At 67.8% G+C, this 23,610-nt stretch carries 18 protein-coding genes; 15 read left to right on the top strand and 3 right to left on the bottom strand.

The features are described from left to right. Positions 1–121 precede the first annotated feature (121 nt). The 5 genes from J7E94_RS13695 (at position 122) to J7E94_RS13675 (ending at position 9,794) form a co-directional block, all read left to right on the top strand. Complete coding sequence (locus J7E94_RS13695) at positions 122–445, top strand: hypothetical protein (RefSeq protein ID WP_215015348.1); 324 nt, start codon at positions 122–124, stop codon at positions 443–445. A gap of 276 nt (positions 446–721) precedes the next feature. After that, positions 722–1,252 carry a 50S ribosomal protein L10 gene (gene rplJ / locus J7E94_RS13690; RefSeq protein WP_215015346.1) on the top strand — a complete coding sequence of 177 codons (531 nt, stop codon included), beginning with the start codon at positions 722–724 and terminating at the stop codon, positions 1,250–1,252. Positions 1,253–1,362: 110 nt separating this feature from the next. Beyond that, a complete protein-coding gene (rplL, locus tag J7E94_RS13685; protein ID WP_215015344.1) occupies positions 1,363–1,743 on the top strand; it encodes a 50S ribosomal protein L7/L12 in 381 nt (126 codons plus the stop codon). Positions 1,744–2,314: 571 nt separating this feature from the next. Further along, the gene (rpoB, locus tag J7E94_RS13680) at positions 2,315–5,797 is read left to right on the top strand and encodes a DNA-directed RNA polymerase subunit beta (protein WP_215015342.1); all 3,483 of its coding nucleotides are present in this window, start codon (positions 2,315–2,317) and stop codon (positions 5,795–5,797) included. A gap of 97 nt (positions 5,798–5,894) precedes the next feature. Further along, positions 5,895–9,794 (top strand): DNA-directed RNA polymerase subunit beta', encoded by a 3,900-nt coding sequence (locus J7E94_RS13675; RefSeq protein ID WP_215015340.1) that lies wholly within the window; start codon positions 5,895–5,897, stop codon positions 9,792–9,794. Between the two features lie 114 nt (positions 9,795–9,908). Here J7E94_RS13675 and J7E94_RS13670 read toward each other — a convergent pair whose 3' ends face one another. Continuing rightward, positions 9,909–12,383, bottom strand: coding sequence for a YfhO family protein (locus J7E94_RS13670; protein ID WP_308344997.1), 2,475 nt, complete (start codon positions 12,381–12,383; stop codon positions 9,909–9,911). A gap of 152 nt (positions 12,384–12,535) precedes the next feature. On the opposite strand from J7E94_RS13670, the gene J7E94_RS13665 reads away from it, so the two are divergent. The 5 genes from J7E94_RS13665 to tuf all read left to right on the top strand — a co-directional run bounded on the left by J7E94_RS13665 (position 12,536) and on the right by tuf (position 17,443). Further along, positions 12,536–12,679, top strand: coding sequence for a hypothetical protein (locus J7E94_RS13665; protein WP_215015338.1), 144 nt, complete (start codon positions 12,536–12,538; stop codon positions 12,677–12,679). A gap of 401 nt (positions 12,680–13,080) precedes the next feature. Beyond that, positions 13,081–13,452: a 30S ribosomal protein S12 gene (gene rpsL, locus J7E94_RS13660; RefSeq protein WP_007265893.1), complete on the top strand. Its 372-nt coding sequence runs from the start codon at positions 13,081–13,083 to the stop codon at positions 13,450–13,452. Between the two features lie 2 nt (positions 13,453–13,454). Beyond that, entirely contained in the window at positions 13,455–13,925 is a 471-nt protein-coding gene (gene rpsG / locus J7E94_RS13655) for a 30S ribosomal protein S7 (RefSeq protein WP_053682626.1), read from the top strand. Positions 13,926–13,964: 39 nt separating this feature from the next. After that, on the top strand, positions 13,965–16,097 hold the full coding sequence (fusA, locus tag J7E94_RS13650; protein WP_215015336.1) for an elongation factor G: 2,133 nt from the start codon (positions 13,965–13,967) through the stop codon (positions 16,095–16,097). Between the two features lie 152 nt (positions 16,098–16,249). After that, entirely contained in the window at positions 16,250–17,443 is a 1,194-nt protein-coding gene (gene tuf / locus J7E94_RS13645) for an elongation factor Tu (protein ID WP_215015334.1), read from the top strand. 172 nt (positions 17,444–17,615) lie between these two features. Here tuf and rfbC read toward each other — a convergent pair whose 3' ends face one another. Together rfbC and rfbA are read right to left on the bottom strand one after the other, a co-directional pair. Beyond that, entirely contained in the window at positions 17,616–18,215 is a 600-nt protein-coding gene (rfbC, locus tag J7E94_RS13640) for a dTDP-4-dehydrorhamnose 3,5-epimerase (protein ID WP_215015332.1), read from the bottom strand. After that, a complete protein-coding gene (gene rfbA / locus J7E94_RS13635; RefSeq protein ID WP_215015329.1) occupies positions 18,212–19,087 on the bottom strand; it encodes a glucose-1-phosphate thymidylyltransferase RfbA in 876 nt (291 codons plus the stop codon). The genes rfbC and rfbA overlap by 4 nt, the downstream gene beginning before the upstream one ends. 81 nt (positions 19,088–19,168) lie before the next feature. On the opposite strand from rfbA, the gene rfbB reads away from it, so the two are divergent. From rfbB to J7E94_RS13610, 5 genes are all read left to right on the top strand, one after another. Then, entirely contained in the window at positions 19,169–20,146 is a 978-nt protein-coding gene (gene rfbB, locus J7E94_RS13630; protein WP_215015327.1) for a dTDP-glucose 4,6-dehydratase, read from the top strand. Positions 20,147–20,157: 11 nt separating this feature from the next. Further along, positions 20,158–21,063 (top strand): dTDP-4-dehydrorhamnose reductase, encoded by a 906-nt coding sequence (gene rfbD, locus J7E94_RS13625; RefSeq protein WP_215015354.1) that lies wholly within the window; start codon positions 20,158–20,160, stop codon positions 21,061–21,063. Next, positions 21,060–22,394, top strand: a complete 1,335-nt coding sequence (locus tag J7E94_RS13620; RefSeq protein WP_215015325.1) for a hypothetical protein — start codon at positions 21,060–21,062, stop codon at positions 22,392–22,394. Before rfbD ends, J7E94_RS13620 begins: the two co-directional genes overlap by 4 nt. Positions 22,395–22,462: 68 nt before the next feature. Next, positions 22,463–23,152: a glycosyltransferase family 2 protein gene (locus J7E94_RS13615; protein ID WP_215015323.1), complete on the top strand. Its 690-nt coding sequence runs from the start codon at positions 22,463–22,465 to the stop codon at positions 23,150–23,152. Then, entirely contained in the window at positions 23,149–23,604 is a 456-nt protein-coding gene (locus J7E94_RS13610) for a DUF2304 domain-containing protein (RefSeq protein ID WP_215015321.1), read from the top strand. The genes J7E94_RS13615 and J7E94_RS13610 overlap by 4 nt, the downstream gene beginning before the upstream one ends. The last annotated feature ends 6 nt before the right edge of the window (positions 23,605–23,610 follow it).

The raw sequence follows: 23,610 nt of genomic DNA, 5'->3' as shown, positions 1-23,610 counted from the left end.
CCGCCGAAGCCATGAAAGAATGGCTCACACAGCCATTGACCTGCTAATTCGCAACCACTGCTAGAAACCGCCCAGCTTCACCAACGCGGACCTGCTCAAGGCGGACGAGTCCACCAAGGCGATGGAGGAGGCGAACCGCCAGTACCTCCACCAGGCGGTGAAGGACGTCACGAGCCTCGAAGTGGACCTGTGGATCGGCAAGGACGGCTATCCCGTCCGCGTCGACACGGTGCGGACGATCGACAACAGCGCGACGAAGGTCTCCGCCAAGTTCTCCGGCTACGGCACGGCCGCCCCGGTCGTCGCACCGCCCGCGGACCAGGTGGCGGACTTCGACGACGTCATGAAGGGCATCGACAACAGCCTCAAGGAGACCGACCGGACGCTGGAGGAGGCCGACCAGACGCTGAAGGACGCCGGACTGGGCGGCCTGAAGCGTTCCTGAGGAGCCCCCGAGGGGGCTGCCGAGGGGGCGATTTGCCTTGGCTCGACCGCTTCACGTACTCTTCCCCAGAAGCCAAAGACCGCTGGTCGTTGCCGTGCCCGCAAGGGAGCGGCGGCCGAAGGATCCGCTGACTGCGGACGTCCTGCGCAGGTGTTCGTGGAGAAGCTCCCGAAGTGATTCGGTCGAGCCGAAGCCCCGTGCGCTTGCGCCGGGGCGTTTCGTTTTGTTCAGCCCCTTCTGAGCGGTCCTCATCACCCGGAAGGAGGCCGACGCTCTATGGCAAGGCCCGACAAGGCTGCCGCGGTAGCCGAGCTCACGGACCAGTTCCAGAGCTCGAACGCCGCCGTGCTGACCGAGTACCGGGGTCTCACCGTCGCGCAGCTCAAGACGCTGCGTCGTTCGCTCGGTGAGAACGCCCAGTACGCCGTGGTGAAGAACACGCTGACCAAGATTGCGGCCAACCAGGCCGGGATCACCGCGCTGGACGAGCACTTCGCTGGTCCGACCGCGGTCGCCTTCATCACCGGTGACCCGGTGGAGTCGGCGAAGAGCCTGCGTGACTTCGCCAAGGACAACCCGAACCTCATCATCAAGGGCGGTGTCCTTGACGGTAAGGCGCTGACCGCCGATGAGATCAAGAAGCTTGCGGACCTCGAGTCCCGCGAGGTTCTGCTCAGCAAGCTGGCCGGCGCGTTCAAGGGCAAGCAGTCTCAGGCTGCCTCGCTCTTCCAGGCGCTGCCGTCGAAGTTCGTCCGCACCGCGGAAGCGCTTCGCGTCAAGCTCGCCGAGCAGGGCGGTGCCGAGTAATTCGGCTCGCGCACTGATCCACGCCGCCTAGTGCGTGGGTCGTAGCGGGCCGTTACGCCCGCCTCTTTATACATCCGGCACCTGCCGAATTAGTGGAAGGATCGCCCATCATGGCGAAGCTCTCTCAGGACGACCTCCTCGCCCAGTTCGAGGAGATGACCCTCATCGAGCTCTCCGAGTTCGTGAAGGCCTTCGAGGAGAAGTTCGACGTCACCGCCGCCGCGGCCGTCGCCGTTGCCGGCCCGACCGGTGCCGCCCCCGTCGAGGCCGCTGAGGAGCAGGACGAGTTCGACGTCATCCTCACCGGTGCCGGCGACAAGAAGATCCAGGTCATCAAGGTCGTGCGTGAGCTGACCTCCCTGGGCCTCAAGGAGGCCAAGGACCTCGTGGACGGCGCCCCGAAGCCGGTCCTCGAGAAGGTCGCCAAGGAGGCCGCTGACAAGGCCGCCGAGTCCCTCAAGGCTGCCGGCGCGGCTGTCGAGGTCAAGTAACACCTCTGGGGCCTCTCTGAGGCTCCGACCAAGGGCGATCACCCGTAAGGGTGGTCGCCCTTTGGCGTACCCGCAGTGCCTGACTTGCCCTGCTCTCGTTGGGGAGTAGGGTGATCTTCGTTGCCTCGAAGCAGGGTCCGGAGATGATCCGCTCGGAGCACGGGGCCTTGACGAACGGCACGGGGCGCGCAATTCTCAGACCCGTCGCAAGCTCGACCACCTCGATCCGAGATCCGAGGCATGGATCGGCTACGAAGAGGGCAGTACTGATACGCGCTCTGTGTACGAGGGCCGCATGTGTGGGACGCAGAGTTGGATTGACGACCGTGGGGAAGGCCTGTTGCCGGTTTCCGGAAACCTGGTCTGGACATCAGTGAGCCAAGTGGCTACACTGACCCTTTGCGCTGCCTGTTAGCTGACCCCTGCCCGTCGCCAGGGTCATGCCCACGCTCGAGCACACTGATTGATCCGCCCTAACCTGGTCTTTCGGCCAGAACGGGAGCGTCTGTCTTCTGTGTCGGCTGGGACCGGTACGCGCGTAGTGAGTCCGAGCCCTCGGAAGGACCCCCTCTTGGCCGCCTCGCGCAACGCCTCGACCAATACGAACACCGGTGCCAGCACCGCCCCGCTGCGCATCTCCTTTGCAAAGATCAAGGAGCCCCTCGAGGTTCCGAACCTCCTGGCGCTGCAGACAGAGAGCTTCGACTGGCTGCTCGGCAATGCAGCCTGGAAGTCTCGCGTCGAGTCGGCGCTTGAGAGTGGACAGGACGTCCCCACCAAGTCCGGTCTGGAAGAGATCTTCGAGGAGATTTCGCCGATCGAGGACTTCTCCGGGTCGATGTCGCTGACGTTCCGCGACCACCGTTTCGAGCCGGCGAAGAACTCGGTCGACGAGTGCAAGGAGCGCGACTTCACGTACGCGGCGCCGCTCTTCGTTACCGCCGAGTTTACGAACAACGAGACCGGAGAGATCAAGTCTCAGACGGTCTTCATGGGCGATTTCCCGCTCATGACCAACAAGGGCACCTTCGTCATCAACGGCACCGAGCGTGTCGTCGTGTCGCAGCTTGTCCGCTCCCCTGGTGTCTACTTCGACTCCTCCATCGACAAGACGTCCGACAAGGACATCTTCTCCGCCAAGATCATCCCGTCCCGGGGTGCCTGGCTGGAGATGGAGATCGACAAGCGCGACATGGTCGGTGTCCGCATCGACCGCAAGCGCAAGCAGTCCGTCACCGTCCTCCTGAAGGCTCTCGGCTGGACCACCGAGCAGATCCTCGAGGAGTTCGGCGAGTACGAGTCCATGCGCGCCACCCTGGAGAAGGACCACACCCAGGGTCAGGACGACGCGCTGCTCGACATCTACCGCAAGCTGCGTCCGGGCGAACCGCCGACCCGCGAGGCCGCTCAGACGCTGCTCGAGAACCTCTACTTCAACCCCAAGCGCTACGACCTCGCGAAGGTCGGCCGCTACAAGGTGAACAAGAAGCTCGGCGCCGACGAGCCGCTGGACGCCGGTGTGCTCACCACCGATGACGTCATCGCCACGATCAAGTACCTGGTCAAGCTGCACGCCGGCGAGACCGAGACGGTCGGCGAGTCGGGCCGGGAGATCGTCGTCGAGACCGACGACATCGACCACTTCGGCAACCGCCGTATCCGCAACGTCGGTGAACTGATCCAGAACCAGGTCCGTACGGGTCTCGCCCGTATGGAGCGTGTCGTGCGCGAGCGCATGACCACCCAGGACGTCGAGGCGATCACGCCGCAGACCCTGATCAACATCCGGCCGGTCGTCGCCTCCATCAAGGAGTTCTTCGGCACCAGCCAGCTGTCCCAGTTCATGGACCAGAACAACCCGCTGTCGGGTCTGACGCACAAGCGTCGTCTCAACGCCCTCGGCCCGGGTGGTCTCTCCCGTGAGCGGGCCGGCTTCGAGGTCCGTGACGTTCACCCGTCGCACTACGGCCGCATGTGCCCGATCGAGACGCCTGAAGGCCCGAACATCGGTCTGATCGGCTCGCTGGCCTCCTACGGCCGGATCAACCCGTTCGGCTTCATCGAGACCCCGTACCGCAAGGTCATCGACGGTGTCGTCACCGACGAGGTCGACTACCTCACGGCCGACGAGGAAGACCGCTTCGTCATCGCCCAGGCGAACGCCGCCCTGAACGATGAGATGCGCTTCACCGAGAACCGCGTGCTGGTTCGCCGTCGTGGTGGCGAGATCGACTACATCGCCGGCGACGACGTCGACTACATGGACGTCTCCCCGCGCCAGATGGTGTCCGTCGCGACCGCGATGATCCCCTTCCTGGAGCACGACGACGCCAACCGTGCCCTCATGGGCGCGAACATGATGCGCCAGGCCGTTCCGCTCATCAAGGCGGAGGCCCCGCTCGTCGGCACCGGCATGGAGTACCGCTGTGCGGTCGACGCCGGTGACTCGATCCGTGCGGAGAAGGACGGTGTCGTCCAGGAGGTCTCGGCCGACTACATCACCGTCGCCAACGACGACGGCACGTACACCACGTACCGCGTCTCCAAGTTCTCCCGCTCGAACCAGGGCACCTCGGTCAACCAGAAGGTCATCGTCAACGAGGGTGACCGGATCGTCGAGTCCCAGGTCCTCGCCGACGGACCGGCGACCGAAGAGGGCGAGATGGCCCTCGGCAAGAACCTGCTCGTCGCGTTCATGCCGTGGGAAGGTCACAACTACGAGGACGCGATCATCCTGTCGCAGCGCCTCGTGCAGGACGACGTCCTCTCCTCGATCCACATCGAGGAGCACGAGGTCGACGCCCGTGACACCAAGCTCGGCCCCGAGGAGATCACCCGGGACATCCCGAACGTCTCCGAGGAGGTCCTCGCGGACCTCGACGAGCGCGGCATCATCCGCATCGGTGCGGACGTCGTCGCCGGCGACATCCTGGTCGGCAAGGTCACGCCCAAGGGTGAGACCGAGCTGACCCCGGAGGAGCGCCTGCTCCGCGCGATCTTCGGTGAGAAGGCCCGCGAGGTGCGTGACACCTCGCTCAAGGTCCCTCACGGTGAGATCGGCAAGGTCATCGGTGTCCGCGTCTTCGACCGCGAGGAGGGCGACGAGCTTCCCCCGGGCGTGAACCAGCTGGTCCGCGTCTACGTCGCCCAGAAGCGCAAGATCACCGACGGTGACAAGCTCGCCGGCCGCCACGGCAACAAGGGTGTCATCTCCAAGATCCTTCCGATCGAGGACATGCCCTTCCTTGAGGACGGCACGCCGGTCGACATCATCCTGAACCCGCTGGGTGTCCCGTCCCGAATGAACCCGGGACAGGTCCTGGAGATCCACCTCGGCTGGCTCGCCAGCCGCGGCTGGGACGTCTCCGGCCTGGCGGACGAGTGGGCGCAGCGCCTCCAGGCGATCGGCGCCGACCATGTCGCTCCGGGTACCAACGTCGCCACCCCGGTGTTCGACGGTGCCCGCGAGGACGAGCTGGCCGGCCTGCTGCAGCACACCATCCCGAACCGCGACGGCGAGCGCATGGTGCTCCCGACCGGTAAGGCGCGTATGTTCGACGGCCGCTCCGGCGAGCCGTTCCCGGACCCGATCTCGGTCGGGTACATGTACATCCTCAAGCTCCACCACCTGGTCGACGACAAGCTCCACGCTCGGTCGACCGGTCCGTACTCGATGATCACGCAGCAGCCGCTGGGTGGTAAGGCGCAGTTCGGTGGCCAGCGATTCGGCGAGATGGAGGTGTGGGCGCTCGAGGCTTATGGCGCCGCCTACGCCCTCCAGGAGCTGCTGACCATCAAGTCCGACGACGTCACCGGCCGCGTGAAGGTCTACGAGGCCATCGTCAAGGGCGAGAACATCCCCGAGCCGGGCATTCCCGAGTCCTTCAAGGTGCTCATCAAGGAAATGCAGTCGCTCTGCCTCAACGTGGAGGTGCTGTCCTCGGACGGCATGTCCATCGAGATGCGCGACACCGACGAGGACGTCTTCCGCGCGGCGGAGGAGCTCGGTATCGACCTGTCCCGGCGTGAGCCGAGCAGCGTCGAAGAGGTCTGACGGGCCTGACGGGGGGCTCCGACAAGAGCCCCCCGTCATCCCCGGGACCGTTCAGACCATGATTGAGACTCGACCCCGAAAGAGGGATTGACGCACAGTGCTCGACGTCAACTTCTTCGACGAGCTGCGGATCGGCCTTGCCACCGCGGACGACATCCGAACCTGGTCCCACGGCGAGGTCAAGAAGCCGGAGACCATCAACTACCGCACCCTCAAGCCCGAGAAGGACGGACTCTTCTGCGAGAAGATTTTCGGTCCGACCCGGGACTGGGAGTGCTACTGCGGCAAGTACAAGCGTGTCCGCTTCAAGGGCATCATCTGTGAGCGTTGTGGCGTCGAAGTCACGCGCGCCAAGGTGCGCCGCGAGCGGATGGGCCACATCGAGCTTGCCGCTCCCGTTACCCACATCTGGTACTTCAAGGGCGTCCCGTCGCGCCTGGGCTACCTGCTGGACCTCGCGCCGAAGGACCTCGAGAAGGTCATCTACTTCGCCGCGTACATGATCACGTTCGTGGACGACGAGCGCCGCACCCGCGACCTCCCGTCGCTGGAGGCCCACGTCTCCGTCGAGCGCCAGCAGATCGAGAACCGCCGTGACGCGGACCTCGAAGGCCGTGCCAAGAAGCTCGAGACGGACCTGGCCGAGCTCGAGGCCGAGGGCGCCAAGGCCGACGTGCGCCGCAAGGTGCGCGAAGGCGCCGAGCGCGAGATGAAGCAGCTGCGCGACCGTGCGCAGCGCGAGATCGACCGTCTGGACGAGGTCTGGTCCCGCTTCAAGAACCTCAAGGTCCAGGACCTCGAGGGCGACGAGCTGCTCTACCGCGAGCTGCGCGACCGCTTCGGTACGTACTTCGACGGTTCGATGGGTGCCGCGGCGCTGCAGAAGCGCCTGGAGTCCTTCGACCTCGAGGAGGAGGCCGAGCGCCTTCGCGAGATCATCCGTACCGGCAAGGGGCAGAAGAAGACCCGTGCGCTCAAGCGCCTCAAGGTCGTCTCCGCGTTCCTGCAGACCAGCAACAGCCCCAAGGGCATGGTGCTGGACTGCGTGCCGGTGATCCCGCCGGACCTGCGTCCGATGGTGCAGCTGGACGGTGGCCGCTTCGCGACCTCCGACCTGAACGACCTGTACCGCCGCGTGATCAACCGCAACAACCGTCTGAAGCGACTCCTCGACCTCGGCGCGCCCGAGATCATCGTGAACAACGAGAAGCGCATGCTTCAGGAGGCCGTGGACGCCCTCTTCGACAACGGTCGTCGTGGTCGTCCGGTGACCGGTCCCGGCAACCGTCCGCTGAAGTCCCTGAGCGACATGCTCAAGGGCAAGCAGGGTCGATTCCGCCAGAACCTCCTCGGCAAGCGCGTGGACTACTCCGCGCGTTCCGTGATCGTCGTCGGTCCGCAGCTGAAGCTGCACCAGTGTGGTCTGCCCAAGGCCATGGCGCTGGAGCTCTTCAAGCCGTTCGTGATGAAGCGCCTGGTCGACCTGAACCACGCGCAGAACATCAAGTCGGCGAAGCGCATGGTCGAGCGCGGCCGCACGGTCGTGTACGACGTGCTCGAAGAGGTCATCGCCGAGCACCCGGTGCTGCTGAACCGTGCGCCCACGCTGCACCGCCTCGGCATCCAGGCCTTCGAGCCCCAGCTGGTCGAAGGCAAGGCCATCCAGATCCACCCGCTCGTCTGCACCGCGTTCAACGCGGACTTCGACGGTGACCAGATGGCCGTGCACCTCCCGCTCTCCGCGGAGGCGCAGGCCGAGGCCCGCATCCTGATGCTGTCCTCGAACAACATCCTCAAGCCGGCCGACGGCCGTCCGGTCACGATGCCGACCCAGGACATGGTCCTCGGTCTGTTCTTCCTGACCACCGACGGTGAGCTCCGTGACACCAAGGGCGAGGGCCGCGCGTTCGGCTCCACGGCCGAGGCGACCATGGCGTTCGACAACGGCGAGCTCGCGCTCCAGTCGTCCGTCGACATCCGCTTCCCGGTGGGCACCATCCCGCCGCGTGGCTGGGTGCCGCCGGTCGCCGAGGAGGGTGAGCAGGAGTTCCAGCCGGGCGACAGCTTCCGTCTGCGCACCACCCTGGGCCGCGCGCTCTTCAACGAGCTGCTGCCCGAGGACTACCCGTTCGTCGACTACTCGGTGGGCAAGAAGCAGCTCTCCGAGATCGTCAACGACCTGGCGGAGCGCTACCCCAAGGTCATCGTGGCGGCGACGCTCGACAACCTGAAGGCGGCCGGCTTCCACTGGGCGACCCGTTCGGGCGTCACCGTGGCCATCTCCGACGTCGTCGTGCCCGAGGCCAAGAAGGCCATCGTCAAGGGCTACGAGGAGCTGGACGAGAAGGTCCAGAAGCAGTACGAGCGCGGTCTGATCACCAAGGACGAGCGCACGCAGGAGCTCATCGCGATCTGGACCAAGGCGACCAACGAGGTTGCCGAGGCGATGAACGCGAACTTCCCCAAGACGAACCCCATCTTCATGATGGTTGACTCGGGTGCCCGAGGAAACATGATGCAGATGCGACAGATCGCCGGTATGCGTGGTCTGGTGTCGAACGCGAAGAACGAGACCATCCCGCGTCCGATCAAGGCGTCCTTCCGTGAGGGCCTCACCGTTCTGGAGTACTTCATCTCCACGCACGGTGCCCGTAAGGGTCTGGCGGACACCGCCCTGCGTACCGCCGACTCGGGTTACCTGACCCGTCGTCTGGTGGACGTCTCGCAGGACGTGATCATCCGCGAGGAGGACTGCGGCACCGAGCGCGGCCTGAAGCTGAAGATCGCCGTCCGCGGCGAGGACGGCGTGCTGCGCAAGGCCGACGACGTCGAGACCTCGATCTACGCCCGCATGCTGGCCGAGGACGTCGTCATCGACGGCAAGGTCATCGCGCCGGCCAACGTCGACCTCGGTGACGTGCTCATCGACGCCCTGGTCGCCAAGGGCGTCGAGGAGGTCAAGACCCGCTCGGTCCTGACCTGTGAGTCCGCGGTCGGCACCTGTGCCTTCTGCTACGGACGCTCGCTCGCCACCGGCAAGCTGGTCGACATCGGTGAGGCGGTCGGCATCATCGCCGCCCAGTCCATCGGTGAGCCCGGTACCCAGCTGACGATGCGTACCTTCCACACCGGTGGTGTGGCCGGTGACGACATCACGCAGGGTCTGCCGCGTGTCGTCGAGCTCTTCGAGGCCCGTACCCCGAAGGGTGTCGCCCCGATCTCCGAGGCCGCCGGCCGCGTGCGGATCGAGGAGACCGAGAAGACGAAGAAGATCGTCATCACGCCCGACGACGGCAGCGACGAGACGGCGTTCCCGATCTCGAAGCGCGCCAAGGTCATCGTGCACGAGGGCGACCACGTCGAGGTGGGCCAGAAGCTCACCATGGGTGCCACCAACCCGCACGACGTGCTGCGCATCCTCGGCCAGCGTGCCGTCCAGGTCCACCTGGTCGGCGAAGTCCAGAAGGTCTACAACTCGCAGGGCGTGTCGATCCACGACAAGCACATCGAGATCATCATCCGGCAGATGCTGCGCCGCGTGACGATCATCGAGTCCGGCGACGCGGAGCTCCTGCCGGGCGAGCTGGTCGAGCGGTCGAAGTTCGAGACCGAGAACCGTCGTGTGGTCACCGAGGGCGGTCACCCCGCCTCCGGCCGTCCGCAGCTGATGGGTATCACCAAGGCCTCGCTCGCGACCGAGTCGTGGCTGTCGGCGGCGTCCTTCCAGGAGACGACCAGGGTTCTGACGGACGCGGCGATCAACGCCAAGTCCGACTCCCTGATCGGCCTCAAGGAGAACGTCATCATCGGTAAGCTCATCCCGGCCGGTACGGGCCTCGCCCGCTACCGCAACATCCGGGTGGAGCCCACCGAGGAGGCGAAGGCCGCGATGTACTCGGCCGTCGGCTACGACGACATCGACTACTCGCCCTTCGGCACCGGCTCCGGCCAGGCTGTCCCGCTGGAGGACTACGACTACGGCCCGTACAACGGCTAAGAGCTCGTAAGACGAAGCCCCCCGCTGCTCCGAGAGGAGCGGCGGGGGGCTTCTTCGTTCCCACGGGGCAACCGTCTCCCCTACGGGGCGTTCGGCTGTCGCGGCGGAGGCGGGTCAGGCGCGCCGCCGCCGCACCGAGGCCACCGCGGCCCCGATGAGGACCATCAGGCCGAGAGCGGCCCCCGCCAGGCCCGGCGTGAGGCCCTTCGGGGTGAAGGTGCAGGAGACCTTGTCCGTGCCCGGGGCCAGCGGGACCGCGAGGAGGCCGTGGAAGCTGTCCGGGGTGCTCGTGCGGGAGCCCGCCGTGCACTGCCAGCCGGGGACGGCGGTCGTGGAGATGACCGCCGTGCCCGCGGCGGCCCGGGGGAGGGTGGCCTCGATGGTGTGGCCGCCCGCCTTGACCTCGGTGGCGCCGGTGGCGGTCAGGTGGGCCACCGCCTGGTCGAGGGCCGCGCGGTTCAGGCAGCCGAGGGGGTGCTCGCCGGCGGTGGCGCCCTGGGTGCGGGTCTTCACGGTGACGTCGACCTGGCCCGAGGCGGGGACCTTGCCGAGGGGGGTGACCCCCGTCATCACGTCCTCCAAGGGCTTCTGGGTGGAGCCGGAGGTGAGGGTGCCGTAGAGGGCGGGGGAGTACCAGTAGGCCTCGGAGCCGGGGGTGCACTGGGCGGCGTACGTCTGCTCGGAGGCGGTGCCGCCGCGGGTGACCTGCGGGACCTGGTAGACGGTGGCGCCCAGCACGGTCTCCTGGTGGGCGTAGACGCTGTCGGCCGGGTGGGGGGATGTGAAGTCCTGCGTGCGGACCGTGACCAGGGGCGGGGCGGGGAACTTCGAGCCGGTCCAGGTGTGCGGGGCGGTGCCCGGGCGGACCCGTGCGCCGATCGAGAAGATCGCGTCGAGCACCGGGTTGTCGGCGCCGAAGAAGGTCCGGCCGTCGTTCTTGAAGCCGTAGCCGAGGGGCTGGAGGGCCTGGTAGGTGGCCTCCGGGAGGTAGCTGCTGTAGTACTGCGGGCCCTCCGCCTGGAGGGCGAGGGCGTCGTTGTACGAGGTCTGCGGCGCGCCCGAGTCGGTCCGGTAGGCGGGCCAGCCGCTCACGCTCCGGACGGCGTCGAAGTGGTTGCCGATCGACTGGTTCGAGGTGGCGGCCGGCTTCGCCCAGCGCTCGCGAGCCCGGCGGGCGTCCGCGTTGGCCGCGGCGACCGCGGACTCGGCGAAGACGACGCCGATCATGAGGACGGCCGCGAGGGGGATCAGGCGGCGGCGCTCCTCCCCGAGGAAGAGCAGGACGAGCGCGAGCAGGGAGACCGCGCCGCCGCCGAGCACGGCGGGCCAGGTCCAGCCGCCGAAGTCGTTGGTGTGGCGCAGGAGGAAGGTGGCCGCGACCAGCAGGGCGGCGGCCAGGGCCAGGTGGAGCGGGCGCGGGCGGTTGGCCAGGGCCAGCCAGGCCACGATCACCACCATGCCGCTGAAGACGAAGGCCTCGCGGTACGGGTTGCCGTTCGGCACCGCCAGCCCGTGCCATGCGTACTGCGTGGGCGGGAACTGGAAGGAGACGGCCACGAGCAGCGTCGCCGCCGCCCACACCAGGCGGGTCCTCTTCGCGATCGCGGTGTTGAGGAGGAAGCTGCCGGCCAGGATCAGGCCCAGCGAGGCCACGTACAGGCGCGGGCGGCCGCCCCACAGGTGGGTGGCCGGGAGCATGCCCGCCAGGAAGAGCTCGATGCGTACGGGGTCGAAGGCGGCGGCCTTGGTGGGCTGCGCGGCGCCGCTGGACAGGAACGCCGGCAGGAGGAGGGGGAGGGTGAGCAGTATCCCGGTCCCGGCGGCCGTCGCCGCCCGCCACAGGGCGCGCAGCCGCTGCCGGCCCGTCATGTCGCGGGTGATCAGGCGGATGGCCAGCAGGATGCAGGCGGCCATCGTGGCCATCATCGCGGTGTAGAAGTTCCCGTACCAGGCGAGCGCGACCAGCACGGCCGCGCCCGGCCAGCGGCGCTCCTGCAGGCACCATTCGACGGCGATGCCGAGCATCGGGAGGGCGACCAGGCCCCACAGCCACATCGGGATGTACGAGGCGTCGCTGAGCGCCCAGCCGCACAGGCCGTACGTGGCTCCGAGCACCCCGCGCTGCCACCACGGGCCGGGGTGCAGCTTGCCGAGGTACACCGTCATCACGGCGGCGGCGGTGCCCATCGTGATCGGGGTGACCGCGAAGACGGCGAGGTCGACGTGGGCGCGCGGGACGAGGACCGCCAGCCACGAGAAGGGGTTGCCCAGGTAGGTGTAGTAGTCGGAGAGGAACTGCTGGCCGAAGCCGCCGCGCCAGCTGAAGAGCACGTCGCCGGCGGCCTGTCCGTGGACCAGGTCCCAGAGCGCGCGGTGGAAGGGCACGTACTGGTTGGCCTGGTCGTTGACGGCCCGGCCGGTGGTGCCGAAGGGGAAGGTGCCGCGGGCCACCCAGGCCGAGCAGAAGGCCGCCGAGGTGATCAGGAAGGCCAGCAGGGGCCCGTACAGCCGGCCGGCGGTGCGGCGGGGGGCCGGCCTCAGGTCCTGATCGGGGGGAGGAGCGTCGACTGTGGTCTGCTCCGGTGCCACGGTCCCCAATGTCCTGCTCCCTGCTGATCGACGGCTCGGGCGCCCGCGCCCGGGCAGCCGTCAGTTTAGGTCGCCGGGGTGGGGCGGCCCGCCGGGGCGGGCCGCCCGAAGCCCATGAGTCCGCGGGTTACCGGCCGCTGATCTGCCACGCCGTGACGGCGACCGCGGAGACGGCCGCCGGCGCGGTCACACGGGCGAGTGGCCGGCGGCAGGTCGCGGACGAGGGGGACGCGCAGCTCGCGGTCGGCGTCGTACGGCTGCTCGGTGCGGAGCCAGCCGGGCAGCAGGGCCTGTAGGCCGGGCACGGCCCCCGGCGAGGAGCCGGCCGCCGAGGAGCCTTGGCCGCCGCGGAGCCGGCCGCCGCGGAGCCGCGGCGCCGGGCACAGGACTGATCGCGCAGTCCCGCGGCCCGACCGGCACGGCCGCGGTCGGGTGCTACCACTTGCGCCCGGTGTGTTTTCGTGCTGGGCATTTGTTTTGACCTACCTCTGTGAGGTAGGTACGCTCTGACCTTGTGCCTGGGGTGTGCCTAGGCTCCTGTGCGTGTCCATCAACCGCATGTGAGCCGAGCCGGCCGCCGCGATCCATGCGTTTCCGTGCTTGCGCGGAGGTCCGCCGGATCCGACACACCCGACCGCGTGGGTCGGCAAAGTTCCAGGTTAGCTTCACTACACGGCACACAGAAACCGGAGAAGTAGTGCCTACGATCCAGCAGCTGGTCCGTAAGGGCCGGCAGGACAAGGTCGAGAAGACAAAGACTCCCGCGCTTGAGGCTTCGCCCCAGCGTCGCGGCGTCTGCACGCGAGTGTTCACGACCACCCCGAAGAAGCCGAACTCGGCGCTGCGTAAGGTCGCGCGTGTGCGTCTGACCTCTGGCATCGAGGTCACCGCTTACATTCCGGGTGAGGGACACAACCTGCAGGAGCACTCGATCGTGCTCGTGCGTGGTGGCCGTGTGAAGGACCTGCCGGGTGTTCGTTACAAGATCATCCGCGGTGCGCTTGACACCCAGGCTGTCAAGAACCGCAAGCAGGCCCGCAGCCGCTACGGCGCCAAGAAGGAGAAGTAAGAATGCCTCGTAAGGGCCCCGCCCCGAAGCGCCCGGTCATCATCGACCCGGTCTACGCATCTCCTCTGGTGACCTCGCTCATCAACAAGATCCTCCTGAACGGCAAGCGCTCCACCGCCGAGCGCATCGTTTACGGCGCCATGGAAGGCCTCCGCGAGAAGACCGGCGCTGACCCGGTCATCACGCTGAAGCGCGCGCTGGAGAACGTCAAGCCGTCGCTCGAGGTCAAGTCCCGCCGCGTCGGTGGCGCCACCTACCAGGTGCCGATCGAGGTCAAGCCCGGTCGTGCCGCGACCCTCGCGCTGCGCTGGGTCGTGGGTTACTCCCGCGCCCGCCGCGAGAAGACCATGACCGAGCGCCTCATGAACGAGCTCCTCGACGCCTCGAACGGCCTCGGTGCGGCCGTCAAGAAGCGTGAGGACACGCACAAGATGGCCGAGTCCAACAAGGCCTTCGCGCACTACCGCTGGTAGTCCCACCCCACATCGAGACCGAGAGAAGACCGAAGCCTTATGGCTACCACTTCGCTTGACCTGGCCAAGGTCCGCAACATCGGGATCATGGCCCACATCGACGCGGGCAAGACGACCACCACCGAGCGCATCCTGTTCTACACCGGTGTGTCGTACAAGATCGGTGAGGTCCACGACGGCGCCGCCACGATGGACTGGATGGAGCAGGAGCAGGAGCGTGGTATCACCATCACGTCTGCCGCTACGACCTGCCACTGGCCGCTCGAAGACGTTGACCACACCATCAACATCATCGACACCCCGGGTCACGTCGACTTCACCGTCGAGGTGGAGCGTTCGCTCCGCGTCCTCGACGGCGCCGTCACCGTGTTCGACGGTGTCGCCGGTGTGGAGCCGCAGTCCGAGACGGTCTGGCGTCAGGCCGACCGTTACGGCGTGCCCCGCATCTGCTTCGTCAACAAGCTGGACCGCACCGGCGCCGAGTTCCACCGCTGTGTCGACATGATCAAGGACCGCCTCGGTGCGGTTCCGATCGTCATGCAGCTCCCCATCGGTGCCGAGATGGACTTCCAGGGCGTTGTCGACCTGGTCACCATGAAGGCGTTCGTCTGGTCCGCCGAGGCGACCAAGGGCGAGATGTACGACATCGTCGACATCCCCGACACGCACACCGAGGCTGCTGAAGAGTGGCGCGGCAAGCTGGTCGAGACCGTCGCCGAGAACGACGACGAGATCATGGAGCTCTTCCTGAACGGCGACGAGCCGTCCGTGGAGCAGCTGCACGCCGCCGTCCGTCGCATCATCCTGAACTCCGGCAAGGGCAAGGGCGAGCCCACGATCACTGCGGTGTTCTGTGGCACGGCGTTCAAGAACAAGGGTGTTCAGCCCCTGCTCGACGCCGTCGTCCGCTACCTGCCGTCGCCGCTGGACATCGAGGCCATCGAGGGCCACGACGTCCGCGACGCCGAGGTTGTCGTGAAGCGCAAGCCTTCCGACGAGGAGCCGCTCGCGGCTCTGGCGTTCAAGATCATGAGTGACCCGCACCTCGGCAAGCTCACCTTCGTCCGGGTTTACTCGGGCCGCCTGGAGGCCGGCACTGCGGTGCTGAACTCCGTCAAGGGCAAGAAGGAGCGCATCGGCAAGATCTATCGCATGCACGCCAACAAGCGTGAAGAGATCGCCGCGGTGGGCGCCGGTGACATCGTCGCCGTCATGGGCCTGAAGCAGACCACCACCGGTGAGACGCTGTGTGACGACAAGAGCCCCGTGATCCTGGAGTCCATGGACTTCCCGGCTCCGGTCATCCAGGTCGCCATCGAGCCCAAGTCCAAGGGTGACCAGGAGAAGCTGGGTGTTGCCATCCAGCGTCTCGCGGAGGAGGACCCCTCCTTCCACGTTCACTCGGACGAGGAGACGGGCCAGACCATCCTCGGCGGTATGGGCGAGCTGCACCTCGAGGTGCTGGTCGACCGTATGAAGCGCGAGTTCAAGGTCGAGGCCAACGTCGGCAAGCCGCAGGTGGCCTACCGCGAGACGATCCGCAAGGCCGTCGAGCGTCACGACTACACCCACAAGAAGCAGACCGGTGGTACCGGTCAGTTCGCCAAGGTGCAGATCGCGATCGAGCCCATCACCGAGACCGACGGTCCGGCGTACGAGTTCGTGAACAAGGTCACCGGTGGCCGCGTGCCGAAGGAGTACATCCCTTCGGTCGACGCCGGTGCGCAGGAGGCCATGCAGTTCGGCATCCTGGCCGGCTACGAGATGACGGGCGTTCGCGTCACGCTTCTCGACGGCGGCTACCACGAGGTCGACTCCTCCGAGCTCGCGTTCAAGATCGCCGGTTCGCAGGCCTTCAAGGAGGCCGCGCGCAAGGCTTCTCCCGTGCTCCTTGAGCCGATGATGGCCGTAGAGGTCACCACGCCCGAGGACTACATGGGTGACGTCATCGGCGACATCAACTCCCGCCGTGGCCAGATCCAGGCCATGGAGGAGCGTCACGGCGCTCGCGTCGTGAAGGGCCTCGTGCCTCTTTCGGAGATGTTCGGCTACGTCGGAGACCTCCGCAGCAAGACCTCGGGTCGCGCCAGCTACTCGATGCAGTTCGACTCCTACGCCGAGGTTCCCCGGAACGTCGCTGAGGAGATCATCGCGAAGGCCAAGGGCGAGTAACTCTTCCGAGTACACGCTTTAGGCTTGTCACCGGCAGCCTCTGGGGCAACAGGAACCACTCCCGTTGCCCCGGGGACCGGCCGGCTTTCCAGCAAAGATCACCTGGCGCCGATCTGTAAGGCGTACCAGAACCACTCTCCAGGAGGACCCCCGTGGCGAAGGCGAAGTTCGAGCGGACTAAGCCGCACGTCAACATCGGCACCATCGGTCACATTGACCACGGTAAGACGACCCTCACGGCCGCCATTACCAAGGTGCTGCACGACGCGTACCCGGACCTGAACGAGGCCTCGGCCTTCGACCAGATCGACAAGGCTCCTGAGGAGCGCCAGCGCGGTATCACCATCTCCATCGCGCACGTCGAGTACCAGACCGAGGCGCGTCACTACGCCCACGTCGACTGCCCGGGTCACGCGGACTACATCAAGAACATGATCACCGGTGCCGCGCAGATGGACGGCGCGATCCTCGTGGTCGCCGCCACCGACGGCCCGATGCCGCAGACCAAGGAGCACGTGCTCCTGGCCCGCCAGGTCGGCGTCCCCTACATCGTCGTCGCCCTGAACAAGGCCGACATGGTGGACGACGAGGAGATCCTGGAGCTCGTCGAGCTCGAGGTCCGTGAGCTGCTCTCCGAGTACGAGTTCCCGGGCGACGACCTGCCGGTCGTCCGCGTCTCCGCGCTGAAGGCGCTCGAGGGCGACAAGGAGTGGGGCGAGAAGCTTCTCGGCCTCATGGCTGCCGTCGACGAGGCCATCCCGACCCCGCCGCGTGACACCGAGAAGCCGTTCCTCATGCCCGTCGAGGACGTCTTCACGATCACCGGTCGCGGTACGGTCGTCACCGGCCGTATCGAGCGTGGTGTCCTGAAGGTCAACGAGACCGTCGACATCATCGGTATCAAGGAAGAGAAGACCACCACCACGGTCACCGGTATCGAGATGTTCCGCAAGCTGCTCGACGAGGGCCAGGCGGGCGAGAACGTCGGTCTGCTCCTCCGTGGCATCAAGCGCGAGGACGTCGAGCGCGGCCAGGTCATCATCAAGCCGGGTTCGGTCACGCCGCACACCGAGTTCGAGGCCCAGGCCTACATCCTGTCGAAGGACGAGGGTGGCCGTCACACCCCCTTCTTCAACAACTACCGTCCGCAGTTCTACTTCCGTACCACGGACGTCACGGGTGTCGTCACCCTGCCGGCCGGCACGGAGATGGTCATGCCGGGCGACAACACCGAGATGTCGGTCGCGCTGATCCAGCCGATCGCCATGGAGGAGGGCCTGAAGTTCGCCATCCGTGAGGGTGGTCGTACCGTGGGCGCCGGCCAGGTCACCAAGATCACGAAGTAATTTCGTGCTCTGACCTGGTAGCTCGTTCAGCGAGCACCAAGTTGCACTGAAGGGCCCCGTCCCACCGCTCCGGCGGTGGGGCGGGGCCCTTCGGCGTGGCGGGGAGCGAACGGCGAACGACAGGAGGGCCGCACCCTTTCGGGTGCGGCCCTCCTGTCGTGACTGCGGCCGGTCAGCTCGCGCGGAGCGACTCGGTGAACTCCTTGCAGACGGCGTAGTCCGGCAGCAGCCCGGACGCGATGGCGTCGGCCAGCGACGGGGCGGCCTCGTCGCGGGCGGACAGCAGCGGGACGTCGGCCGGCCACTCGATGCCCAGGTCGGGGTCGAGGGGGTGGACCGAGTGCTCACCGGTCGGGTTGTACGTCTCCGAGCAGAGGTACGACAGCGTCGCGTCGTCGCTCAGCGCGCAGAACCCGTGGCCCAGGCCCTCGGGGATGTAGACGGCCCGGCGGTCCACGTCGTCGAGGCGGACGCCTTCCCACGTGCCGAACGTGGGGGAGCCGACCCGCAGGTCGACGATGACGTCGAGCACGGCGCCGCGTACGCAGGTCACGTACTTGGCCTGGCCGCGCGGTACGTCGGCGAAGTGGATGCCGCGGACCACGCCGGCGGAGGAGACGGAGAGGTTCGCCTGCGCCAGGTTCAGCGGGTGGCCGACCACCTCGGCGAGCCGGTCGAAGCGGTACCACTCGGTGAACAGGCCGCGCGGGTCCCCGTGCAGCTGCGGGGTGACCTCGAAGGCGCCCTCGATGGAGAGCTCGCGGAACTTCATCGCGCGGCCTCCTCGTCGAGCAGGGTCAGCAGGTAGTCGCCGTAACCGCTCTTGGTGAGGGGCTCGGCGAGCGCGCGCAGCTGCGCGGAGTCGATCAGGCCGGCCCGCCAGGCCGCCTCCTCGATGCAGCCGATCTTGAAGCCCTGGCGCTCCTCGATCACGCGGACGAACTCGGAGGCCTGCACCATCGATACGAAGGTGCCGGTGTCCAGCCAGGCGGTACCGCGGTCGAGGATGGTGACGTTGAGCTCGCCGGCCTGGAGGTATGCGTCGTTGACGGCGGTGATCTCCAACTCGCCGCGGGCGCTGGGCTTCAGCCCTCGGGCTATCTCGACGACCTGGTTGTCGTAGAAGTAGAGGCCCGGCACCGCGTAGCGGGACTTGGGCTTGACCGGCTTCTCCTCGATGGAGATGGCCTGGCCCTTCTCGTCGAACTCGACCACGCCGTAGGCGGTCGGGTCGGCCACCGGGTACGCGAAGACCCGGCCGCCCTTGGAGTCGGTGTGCTGGGCGAGGCGGGTGCCGAGGCCGCTGCCGTGGAAGATGTTGTCGCCGAGGATCAGCGCGACGGACTCGTCGCCGATGAAGTCGGCGCCGAGCACGAAGGCCTGGGCGATGCCCTCGGGGCGCTCCTGGACGGCGTACTCCAGGCGCAGGCCGAACTGGGAACCGTCGCCGAGCAGCCGCTCGAACTGGTCGCGGTCCTCCGGGGTGGTGATGATCAGGATCTCGCTGATCCCCGCCATCACCAGGGTGGAGAGGGGGTAGTAGATCATCGGCTTGTCGAAGACGGGCAGCAGCTGCTTCGAGACTGCCCGGGTCAACGGCCAGAGTCGTGATCCGGTGCCACCGGCCAAGAGAATTCCACGCATGGGTGAACCCTATGCGAGAGGGCGGGGGCGAGCCGAGCGGGCGGAGTGTGACGTTCAGCGGGCCGCTAGACTCTTCGTATTATGCGCATCCTTGTGACCGGCGGCGCCGGCTTCATCGGTTCAGAATTCGTCCGCCAGCAGCTCGGTGCAGATGCCACGGCGCAGATCACGGTCTTCGACAAGCTGACCTACTCCGGCGTCGAGGCGAACCTCGCCCCGGTCGCGGACCACCCCGGATACCGCTTCGTCAAGGGCGACATCTGCGACGCCGAAGCCGTCGACCAGGTGATGGCCGGTCACGACGTCGTCGTGCACTTCGCCGCCGAGTCCCACGTGGACCGCTCGATCGCGGGTGCGGGTCCCTTCGTGACGACCAACGTCGTGGGCACCCAGGTCCTCCTGGACGCCGCCCGCAAGCACGGGGTCGGCCGCTTCGTCCACATCTCCACCGACGAGGTCTACGGCTCCATCAACGAGGGCTCCTGGACGGAGGAGTGGCCGCTGGTGCCGAACTCCCCGTACTCCGCCTCGAAGGCCTCCTCCGACCTTCTGGCGCTGGCGTACCACCGCACCCACGGCATGGACGTGGTGGTCACCCGCTGCTCCAACAACTACGGGCACTACCAGTTCCCGGAGAAGGTCATCCCGCTGTTCGTCTCGAACCTGATGGACGGCAAGAAGGTCCCGCTGTACGGCAACGGCGGCAACGTGCGCGACTGGCTGCACGTCTCCGACCACTGCCGCGGCATCGATCTGGCCATGCGCAAGGGCCGCGCCGGCGAGGTCTACAACATCGGCGGCGGCACCGAGCTCACCAACAAGGAGCTCACCGGCGTCCTGTTGGAGGCCGCGGGCCTGGGCTGGGACATGGTCGAGCAGGTCGAGGACCGCAAGGGCCACGACCTCCGCTACTCCATCGACATCAGCAAGATCGGCGCCGAGCTCGGCTACGCCCCGCAGGTCACCTTCGAGGACGGCATCAAGGCCACCATCGACTGGTACCGCGAGAACCGCGCCTGGTGGGAGCCGCTCAAGGCGAAGGCAGCGCTGCAGAAGTGACCGCTGACGCCATGGCCACGCGCTGGCTCGTCACCGGCGCCGCCGGGATGCTCGGCCAGGACGTCCTGGCCGTCCTGAAGGACGCCGGCATCGAAGCCGTCGCGCTGGGCCGCGCCGACCTCGACATCACCGACCCGGCCGCGGTCCGGGCTGCCGTCGAGGGCACCACCGTCGTCGTCAACTGCGCCGCCTGGACCGACGTGGACGGTGCGGAGACGGCCGAGGAGGCCGCCACCGCCGTCAACGGCACCGGCGTACGCGTCCTCGCCGGGGCCTGCGCCGCCGCCGGTGCGCGCCTGCTGCAGGTCTCCACCGACTACGTGCTGCCCGGCGACGCCACGGAGCCGTACCGCGAGGACGCGGCGACCGGGCCCGTGAACGCGTACGGCCGCTCCAAGCTGGCCGGCGAGCAGGCCGTCGCCGAACTGCTGCCGCAGGACGGCTACGTGGTCCGCACCGCCTGGCTGTACGGCGAGCACGGCGCGAACTTCGTCGCCACCATGCTCAAGCTGGCCGCCCAGCGGGACACCCTGGACGTGGTCGACGACCAGCACGGCCAGCCCACCTGGTCGTACGCACTCGCCCGCCGGCTCGTCGAGCTCGGCCAGGCCGCGCTCGCCGGCCGCGCCCCGGCCGGCGTCTACCACGGCACCGCGAGCGGCCGCACCACCTGGTGCGGGCTGGCCCGCGAGGCCTACCGGCTGAGCGGCCTGGACCCCGAGCGGATCCGGCCGACCACCTCCGCGGCCTTCGTCCGCCCCGCCGTCCGCCCGGCCTTCAGCGTGCTCGCGCACGACCGCTGGGCCGAAGCGGGCCTGGCCCCCCTCGCCGACTGGCGCGAGCAACTGGCCGAGGCGCTCGGCACCCCCGGCTTCTCCGCACTGGCCGCCCAGGCCCGGGACGGCCGGGCGGGATGAAAACCCTGCTGAACAAGCTGACCGCGGCGCTGCCGCCGGGCACCGTCGCGGTGGCCGGCGGCACCGTCGTGCTCGGCGCGGCCTCGTACGTCCACCTGGGCGTCGCGGGCCACAGCCTGTCCACGGACGCCATGGCCAACGTCTCGGTGCTGTGGACGATCGTGATGTCCATCGGCATCGGCGTCTTCTTCCCCATCGAGCAGGAGCTCACCCGGATCGTCTCCGCCCGTGTGGTCCTGGGCCAGGGCGCCGCCCCGGTGCTCCGCCGGGCCACCCTGCTCACCGCGGGCATCCTCGGCGCGACCCTGCTTGTCCTGGGCATCGGCGCGCGGCCGATCGCCGAACTGCTGTTCCACGGCGACCGGGCCCTGGTGGCAGCCCTCGGCGGGGCTTTCGCCGCAATGGCCGCCTGCTACCTGACCCGCGGGGTGCTGGCCGGCCTCGGCCGCTTCGGCGCGTACGGCACCCAGCTCGCCGTCGACGGCGGCCTGCGGATCGTCCTCGCCTTCGCCTGCGCGGTGTTCGGGCTCAACTCGGCGCTCGCCTTCAGCCTCGTCCTGGCCGTCGCGCCCGTCGTCGCGACGCTCGTCACGCTGCCCGCGCTGCTGCGCGCGGTCGGTCCCGGCGAGCCGATCGCCTGGCGGGAACTGTGCAACGGGCTGGGCCTGCTCGTCTGCGCGACCCTGCTGTCCCAACTGGTCGTCAACGCCGCGGTGATGAGCACCAAACTGCTCGCCCCCTCCGACAGCGCGCTGATCGCATCCCTGATGAGCGCCCTGGTACTGGCGCGGGTGCCGCTCTTCGTCTTCGGCTCGCTCCAGGCCTCGCTGCTGAGCGGCCTCACCGCCGCCTTCACGGCCGGTGACCGGGTGGCCTTCTGGGCGATGCTCCGCCGGATCGGCATGGTCGTCGGTCTGCTCGGTCTGCTCGGCGGTGTGCCCGCCACCGTGCTCGGCCCGTGGCTGATCGAGGTGCTCTTCGGGGCCAAGGAGCCGGTCCTCGGCTGCCTCGACTTCTTCCTCCTGTCCGCCGGCACCGTGGCGTACATGTTCGCGATGGTGCTCGGACAGGCGCTCATGGTATTCAAGCGCCACAACCTGCAGTTGCTCTGCTGGGCCGTCGGCACGGCGGTCCTGGTGGGCATCACCCTCATGCCGGGTGATGTGTCGATGCGCGTGATCGTTGCCTACGCCCTCGGCTCCCTCGCCACCGTGCTCGCTATGCTGGCCGCACTGAGGCTGAGCTTCCCCGGAGCGGCCGCGGCAGCCACCGATGGGCCCGGACAGACGGCCGACACCGGCCGCCTGGGCGTGGGTGCGGTCGGAAAATGACCACGCCGGCCCAAGACGTCACACCGATCACCGCGCACTCCTTTGTGCCACATTCCGCTGGAGCTACCGTGTCCCAATACGACGATGTCTGGCTGGTCATACCGGCCTATAACGAGGGCCAGGTGATCGCCGACGTGGTCGAGGGGGCCCGCAAGACGTTCCCCAACATCGTCGTCGTCGATGACGGCTCCACGGACGACTCGGCCAAGCACATAGCGACGACCGGTGCCCACCTGGTCCGCCACCCGGTCAACCTCGGCCAGGGCGCGGCCCTCCAGACCGGCCTCACGTACGCGCTCGCGCAGCCCGCAGCCCGCTACTTCGCCACCTTCGACGCGGACGGCCAGCACCAGACCAAGGACGTCGAGAAGATGGTCGCGGTGCTGCGCAGCGGAGAGGCGGACGTCGTGCTCGGCTCCCGCTTCATCGAGCAGAACGGCCAGGTGCCGTGGATCAAGCAGGTCGTGCTGCGCACGGCCGCCGCAGTCAGCCCCACCGCCCGCAAGCTCAAGCTCACCGACGCGCACAACGGCCTGCGCGTCCTGGGCCGGGAAGCCGCCGAGCAGCTGAACATCACCATGAACGGCATGGCCCATGCGTCGGAGCTCGTCGGCTTCCTGGCCGGCTCCGGCCTGCGGGTCACCGAGGTTCCGGTGGACATCCTCTACACCGACTACTCGCGCGCCAAGGGTCAGTCCCTGATCAACGGCGTGAACATCCTTTTTGACATTTCGCTGCGGGAGCGTGGGCGTCGATGAAGTACTTCTGGATCCAGCTGCTGCTGATCCTGGGCTCCGTGTCCATGGCCCTGATGTTCATACGGACATGGGGGCAGGCGAAGAACCGGGCCTGGAAGCGCATCGCGTTCTCGGTGTTCGTCGTCGTCAACGTGTACGCGGTGCTCCGCCCGACGGACGTGACCTGGGTTGCCCAGCAGCTCGGCGTCGGCCGAGGCACCGACCTGGTGCTCTACGTGATGGTGCTCGCGATGGGCTTCCTCACGCTCAACACCTTCCTGCGCTTCCGCTCGCTGGAGAAGAAGATCACCGACCTGGCGCGGACCGTGGCCATCAACGAGGGCGTCCGGCACAACGACGAGCGCCTCGGCTCGGACACCGGCGCCCCGGCGAAGGCTGCTGCCGCTGTCCCTGCCGCCGCCGCAGATGCCGATGCCGATGCCGATGCCGACTCCGACTCCGTGAAGGCCTGACGCTCC

The sequence above is a fragment of the Streptomyces sp. ISL-94 genome (genome assembly GCF_018614075.1).
Taxonomy (GTDB): Bacteria; Actinomycetota; Actinomycetes; order Streptomycetales; family Streptomycetaceae; genus Streptomyces.
Note: the sequence above shows the minus strand (reverse complement) of the source record. Positions and strands in the feature narration are given on the sequence as shown.